1 protein-coding gene and 1 pseudogene are annotated in these 8,350 nt (G+C 38.4%); both read right to left on the bottom strand.

All coding sequences use genetic code 11. The annotated features are described in order from the left end of the window. On the bottom strand, positions 1 to 7,907 hold a 7,907-nt coding region (locus A9G10_RS12445; protein ID WP_143426017.1), incomplete at its 3' end, for an SdrD B-like domain-containing protein. Continuing rightward, a pseudogene (locus A9G10_RS12440) lies at positions 7,907 to 8,350 on the bottom strand (hypothetical protein); the annotation flags it as partial. The pseudogene A9G10_RS12440 and the gene A9G10_RS12445, both read right to left, overlap by 1 nt.

Genomic DNA, 8,350 nt, shown 5'->3' with positions numbered 1-8,350 from the left:
ACAACTAACATATAGTTAATAACGAGTTCACCATTTCCTTTTAATTCCAACGAATCATAAGTCATCGCTTTTCCACCTTTCGGGTCGGCTATCTTCTTACCATCTAAACGTGATGAGCCTTTTACATACTTAAACCCTGCCGGTAAGATGTCTTTCACTTTGATATTCGCTGTTTGTACCGTGTTATTAATCACTTTTATGCTGTAAGGAACGATATCACCTGTCACAACATTATCTTTTAACGCTGTTTTAATAACCGTTATATCCGCATCCGCTGCTCGATAACCCAACACTAAATCGTTAATCGAGGCCGAATAGGTTGTTAACGTGTTATCTTTCAAACCTATCGGTAAGGTTTGGGCTCCACCTACTCCGTTATACACGATCGATGACGGTGGTGAGGACAAGTCTATTAACGGATGCTCAACCACTTTTCCGTCGATGTCTGTGTACTTCTCAAACGATGGAATACGTTCATAAAGCAGGCTGTCCTGCGTTGAACCCACCACGCCATCATGATAATTTCCAAACAGTAAACGGATATGATGCGTAATAGCACTGCCACTATTGTTACCGATTGCCAGATTACGGAAGCTAAACTGACCATTATTATCCGTCATCGACGTCATTGGCTTGCCATCTTTATCCATCACATGCTTTTTATCACTGTCTAACAGATAAACATTTACACCCGATAACCCCTTATAACTGTCAGCTGAGTTTGAACCTGTCCCTTCACTGTCTTCTACAAGCTTACCTTCAATAATACCACCATGGATATAACCAAAGTCCTGATCGGTTAGGTTACCCGTGATATCAATGATTGCCTGATTGACTGTCTTCGGTAAGGTTAAGTAACCTTTGCTGTCATGGTGCGCATCATCCGGGTCAAAGCTTGCTCGTAACGTGCTCGGTACCCCTTCCACTTCAATTTGCCATTTGCCCGGAATAATACCGTTTAGTTCATAAACTGTCTCACCGGCTGCAATTGTTTGTGTTATCTGTAATGCCGGATTGTTGATATTACTCAATTTCACCGTCAAGTCCGCATTAACACTACTGTCCGTGGAGGCGTTGTACACTCCGTTATCATCACTGTCTAAGTAAATTTTACCTTTAATACTGGTGCTACCTTTCCACGCAAAGCTTACCCCTGTCGCTTTATCTGTTGCTCCCGTAAACTGATAAGTTTCACTCATTTCACTGTCAGTCTTATTGAGTACTACCGGGTGACTGCTGTCGCTTAACATAAAGCTGCTAACATAATCCGTGCCCGGACGACTTACTTTCACCTGATAATCAACACCCGAGACTAAGTTGTCAAACTGATAGTTGCCTAACTCGTGCTCTGCACTACCCGTACTGACCGCTTTAACCTCTTTCACCAGATTATTATCTACATATAATCCTACCGTGTAATCCGTAAATAACGTATCAATTCCGATATCCTGTGCATTTATCGCATCGCCGTCATTTACATCCACGTCTATCACGACCTGACCTTCAATGCTCGCCTGTCCTTTCAGACCGAAATCAACCGTGGTGATTTTGGTCGACGAGGATGGGGAGGCGATATCGACAACAACACCATTGCCAGTAATGGATGTAATCGCGCCGCCCACTTTCTGTGCCACATAACTGAAGTCATAACCTGAATTTGCCGGTGCTTCTACGGTGATTGTCCAGCTGCCTTCACCTATATTCGCAATTTCATATTCACCTTGACTGTCACTGTCGACCGTTAAGGTTAAGCCATTGCTGTTTGTCGCCACAACTTTCACCCCTGATAAGGTGGCGGTGTGATAAGTCTGATGCGTTCCTTGTCCTGAGTAGTCTTTATAAACAGTCCCTTTTAACACATTCTCACTTTTAAAGCCGAATGCTTGTTGCTCGGCAACATCACCGGCTGAAAATCGGTCATCTTTCGGACTATTGACACTAAACGTCACCTGATTGCTCACTGTCGTTGAATTCGGACTGAACACCAGTCTGTAACCGGAACGCTCAATCGCTTTATCATCAATTTTCAGCACATAATCATGTTGGCTTAAGTCTTTTATCTCAAATAAACCGGTTTTTGCATCAACCTTAATCTCCTGTTCCACAAATCCTGATTTCGCCGATGTTAACACCAGTTTCGGCGTAATTGGCGTACTTAAGGCACCAAAGGCAATATCATTTGCGCTGTATTTACCGTCGTTATCGGCATCGATCACCACATAACCTTTAATAACAGCACTGCCGTGATAACCTATTTCTATTCCGTTAACTAATGACTTATTATCAGCAACATTCACTTTGAGCGATAAGTTAGGTGACCCAGCTTTAACTGCACCTTGTCCTATATCCGTATAGCTCAATTGGTAACCATCCCAGTCAGCCACGGTTTGTAAACTGTTCTCGGTGATAATCCAATCGCCTGCCGATACGTTGCTCACCTCAAAGTTACCTTTACTGTCAGTGGTCACTTTTTTCGTAATTGTGCTACCCGTTTTAGTCAGAGTTAATGCTAAACCGGATAAATCCGCATCAATCGCTGAGTGGGCTTGGCTGTTGTCTATATCAATGCTGACATGACCTTTGATCATGGCAATATATTTATATGCTGAACTTTTGTCTAACTCATCTTGTTTTAACGGGTTAAAAACAAAGTTATCGCTATTTTCAGCTATGACACTGTCCGCAATTAATTCCGTTCCTTCCGGTGTGCTAACCTTAATTTGATAGTTACCGCCTTTCGGTAATTTTTCAAACTGATAGTAACCTTGTTTGCCATTCACCGTCTTGGTGTCAACTTTTTTAAGTTCAACATAATCCGTTGTACCCGGTGCCTGATAATTAAGGGTCACATTGATGCCATTACGCCCTTCGTCACCCTGTCTGTCTTTGCTGTCATTTTCATCAATCCAGACGACACCATCGATTTTTTGTTTTCCTACCAACAGATAATTGTTATCCAGTGAACCTTGTTTTGGTAAACTCGCAACCGGAATAACAATATGTTTCGGATCGTTACCTGCTGAACTTTGTTTAAACGCATGGTCAGCATTAGCGTCTAATTTCAGTACCACAGAATAGTTAGCACTTTGACCAAACATCAGATTAGGGAATTGGTACTCACCATCCACGGTTTTTTGGGTCATTAATAGCTTGCCGGTACCATCTAAACCGTCATGCAGTTCAACGGTATACGAGATCGCACTATCAAGTAAATAGGTAAACGCCTTTGTAGGATCTAAATCGTTATTATTATCGGCATAATCGACGAAGATTTTCCCTTGAATACCGTTAGCACTTGCTTCTTTATAATAGAAACTATTACCAAAGGCACCAGTATTGGTTATTTGAATATTGGATAAAGTACTGATTGGTTGAGTTGAACCTTCACTATTTTTAACTAATGAATAACCATCCGGCGAGGTTACAACATTAATACTGTACTTACCGGAAGGTAAGTTATAGAAATGATATTCACCTTTATCGTTGGTATATTGACGAGCGATCTCTGTTCCGTTTGAATCAACTAGACCAATCAATACATGATCAATTGGTAATTCGGGTGATGTACCGTCAATAATAGTTTTACCCGCAATACCACTATTGATTGCTTGATTACTGCTTATACCTGCCGCCGGTGAACTGTTTGAACTACCTGCTAATAAGAAGGATTGGTTTTGTACAGTTCGTCCAATATCTTTAAAGGTTATTGTGTCTAAAGTTGCACTAGCTTTTTGATTAGCATTCGAAATAACACCATAATTGCTTGTAGGAACAACTTGAACTACGTAGTCCGTATTAAGATCAATTCCAGTGAAACTATAATAGCCTTTCTCATTAGTAGTACTTTCAAGATAGTTAATAAGAGAATTATTTAATTTTTTAAATAATTTAACCTTGACATTCGATACAGGAAGATCACCTGTTTTATCAAAACTAATATCCGTTCTACCATTGTTGTTAATATCAACCATTACATAACCTGCAATAGCTGCATCACCATTTTTCTTATAGATGAAATCTAAATTACCACCTGATACTTTTGGTGTTTGTGATGTAATTTCAATATTTGGTACAGTATCAAACTCTGATTTTAGTTCATAAACGCTTACATCCAAGCCTTCTTCTGTAACTTTAATGGTATAATTATCATTAAATAAATTTTGGAAAGTGTATATACCAGATTTATCGGTTTTAGTTTTAACATAGAATTTTCCATCACGATATAATTCAACCGTTACTCCGGCAAGTGGCACATCGCTTTTACTAGCATTAAAATTACCATCCTCATCATAGTCAAAATAAAGTCGACCACTGATTTCGGTAGGTTGTTTCAGTTTTACTATCCAATACTGATCAGTTGCACCTGCAGATGGAATAGGGGCAACTTGTAAAAACTCTGGTTTTTTCAGCTCACTAGGAATAAGACTGCCTTGAGGTTCATTACCACTAGCAACTAATTCAAATTGTTGTGAATCTAGTCCACGTAATCTAAGAATTATATTAGTTAAATACAAATTACCACGAGGTGAATTAGTGTCATTATAAACAAATTCGCCCGTATATTTTACATTGTTATCGACAAAGTCAGATTGATTTAAAATAGCGCTAATATTTCCATTATTGTATCCTTTATAGAAACGAGGCGTAAAAAAGCCTTCTACTCTAAGCGCATCTTTATTATATTTCATTAACTCTTGACTTGTTAATAAAACTGCATCTTCTATTTTTTTGGAACCTGTAATATCTAGGTAAAGATTTCCTGATATTCCTTTAGATGCTTTTGATGCTTGCATAATATATTGACTAGATTCAACATTATTAGCTAAAGTACCATCGGCCAAGACTTCTATGTCAAAAATACCTACAGCTGTGGCAGGATCTTTGTCGGCAATATCAATATAACTATAATTAGTATTATCTGGATCATGTATAATGCGATATTTACCTTTTGGTAAACGGTAAAGAATTAAATTCTGATAAAAATCTCCGCCAGTCATCCATTCTTGGTAAGTACTTCCATCCCAATAAAGAACTTTAAATTTACCATAACCTTGTTCTTTGGAACCATTACCTTCATACTCACCATTCCCATCTAAATCATTGATAGGAATAAAGGTAATTGCATCACTTTTACCTTGCATTAAAAAGTTATGGATAATAGGTAAATCTATTTTATCAAAACGAATCGTTTGCAACTGAGCAAGACCTTGTTTTGGATCTGTTACTGCCTCAGTATCTGAGCGAACAACTTTAATGATAAAATCTTTCCCACTCGTCAGTCCATCATTTCCAGTAAACTCATAACGTCCTGTTTTATCGGTTTTTTGTGAAGCTAATACACTTTTACCTGAGCGTGAAGTACAATCATTATTGTCTTTACATAATAAAACTGTCGCATCAAACAATGGTTTATCAAAGGCATCAGCCGTCCCACCTACAGTAAGTATACCCTCTCCTCTGTAAGTATCCAAATAAACTGTACCTTTAGCAACATAATCTCGTTGTTTTAATTTAAACCAGAAATTAGTATCTTTAGTATAGTTTTGACCGCCTTTTACTTTTACAATAATGCTAGAAGTTTCATTAACAATAGTATCGTTTTGATCATTACGTTCTAATTCAATAGCATTTTTATCTGCATTACTGCCAGCGCCGAAAGTTGATTGAACAACCACTCGATATTCACCATCAGGTAACTTGGTAAAGTTATACCAACCATCATTGTTTGTTCCCATAATAGCAATATCATCACGTTCCCAATTGCCAGTAGATACTTGTTTATGTTGTAAAACGACACGAGTGTATCTAATAGGCGTATCTAACTTAGGATCATAACTACCGGTGGTACCAACATGGCTATTATTTAAGTAAACATAGCCCGAAATACTGTTAGGCGTTTTACCTCTAAAATATACAATAGAAAAACCACCCAATCTTTCGGTAGCACTTGCATTATTTGCAACTGATCTTACTCGATATTCTTGTGTAACAGCTTGGATATCTAAATAATTAGAATCATATCCAATAATTTTGTAAGTATAAATTCCACCATGATCAGAATTAACCCTAGCTCGTTGAGCACGCGAATAATCATCTGGACCTTTTAGATATTTAGCATATAAACGTGTCCCATCTAATTTGGTCGCTGGCGTGACACCATCTTCTTCAAAAAAAGCAACCTCTAGATAAGGTGCGGTACTTAATTCACTAATACCATTTTGTATACCACCCCAGTTTCCGTGGTTATTTGTAGACTGTAAGCTACTTTCTACAGCTAATAGACTTGGTGCAATGATTGAATACCAAAAGTTTTGGTTTGACTTAGTACCACCATTTAAATTGGGAATAATAATCTCTTTCGGAGCAATTTTGTCTTGCTTACCATTGCTGAGTTTTACTTTACCTTTATGAGTACTTTTTGATTCAGATGAGGTACTGGTTGATTTACCATCTGTATCGCCAATAAAGAAATATTTGGTCGTATCAATACCAGATTCATCTAAAACGACTTTATAATCTTTATTCGCTCTTAGTCCTCCAAATTTATAAGCCCCCGCTTTATTAGTGGTCTGTTTAGCAATTAATATCCAACTATTACCATCATGTTGATAAAGATTGACTGGCGTGTTAAGAAAGGTACTACCATCCTTAGGTAGAGTATTTCCTGTTTTACCCCCATCTGGACCGTCTTCAGGGAATTGTTCTGAACCTAATGCAAATACCGAACCTGATATACCCGCTAAAGTTGTATCGTTCGGATCAATATTTAACAAAAATGTCGGGCCACTTGTTTGACCGATTGCATCAGTTATTTTAACAGTTTGTTCGGTTTTATTTTGTGGAATATAAGGTGCTTTTACATTGGTTACTTTTATGTCATAACTTGCAACAGCTAGATCTCTAAAACGATAACGGCCATTATCAGTTGTAGTAATTGTTCCTGTACCTAGTACTTTGGTTGTCGTGCCAGGATAATAAAGCTCGACATTCATATCAATTGCACCAGTATCAGAGTCTACTGTATAGATCCCATCACCATTTTGATCAATAGCGACAACTCCGTCAATACCCCATTCATTACGTGGTTTAACATTAAATTGCCCTTTTTGATTTTTACCCGCCATATTAAAGCTAATTTTATTAATGTAGGCGTTTTTACTGTCTGGTAATGTTGCATCCCATAAAGCATATTTGATTTTATTACTTGAGTCAGCAACAAAATCTGCTGTATCAACCGTTATGTCATACAGATGCCCTTTTAAGGTATTTTTAAGTTCAACTACACCATCATTATTGGTTGTAAAAACAGTTTGCCTTGAAGAAGAGGTATGAATCAACCTAACAGGAATATTCTTTGCACCATTTCCTTTGTCGTCTTTTATCGCTAAGTTGATATCACCGCCTTGCCCTTTGATAAATAAGTTCTGAGCAGACGCACCGGTATCAACGATAAGTTGCACTGAACGATCAATGGTTTCACCTTCTGTCGTCTTTGCCACAACCTTATATGTCCCCAGTAACGGCGCATCTAATTTATAGCTACCATCCTGATTTGTGGTCGTGTCCGATAGTAACTTTTGATTACTGTCATATAATTCAACTTTTAAACCCGTTAACGGCATTTCGGTTTTACTGGCCGTATTGTCATAATCTAAATAGACTTTTCCACCTATATCAAAGGCATATGCTGTTGATATCGTCGACACCGATATCAACGCAGAAGCTAATAAGTGCTTTATGCTTCTTAGCATCGTCTTTTTCACTGTTGCATTATGCTCAGTTCGCATTATCTTCTCTCCTGATATGCGTAAATTCTTCTCTTCTTTACGTTTTTCAACTCTTGGGGCATTGAACTGCATCTTCGGTAAGTGCTTTTCTACACCGGTAACTTTTTGCCAACTGTTCATTAGAAACTCCCCACTACATTGACAAACCAACCTCGTGAACGGTAGTTCAGGTGTGTTAAGTTGTCGTTATAATCCGTGAAGTTGTAACCCACGCCCATCTTAATATTGTCACCAATATAACGATAAACACTGGTCACCAATCCGTCTTTGTGGTCATCTGCCAGACTTGTTCGTAACGTTCGACCTTCAACCTGATATTCCCAGTCGCCTGTCTTGTAATTAACGCGCAACGCATACAAACTTGCACCCGATGAGTACCAGTCACTTTCACCTTTATAACGTAAATGTCCCTGTCTGTGCGCCGCTTTAAACGCCGTCTCCCAGTTCGCATTCCATTCGTAAACACCTTCTAATGACCATACCCAGCTCTTTTGGTCATACAAGCTCGACGTATAACGTTTACCGCTTGATGATGTTGAGTTCACTATCAACTGGTCATCCGG

The sequence above is a fragment of the Gilliamella sp. wkB308 genome, from assembly GCF_001690185.1.
GTDB lineage: Bacteria > Pseudomonadota > Gammaproteobacteria > Enterobacterales > Orbaceae > Gilliamella > Gilliamella apicola_I.
Note: the sequence above shows the minus strand (reverse complement) of the source record. Positions and strands in the feature narration are given on the sequence as shown.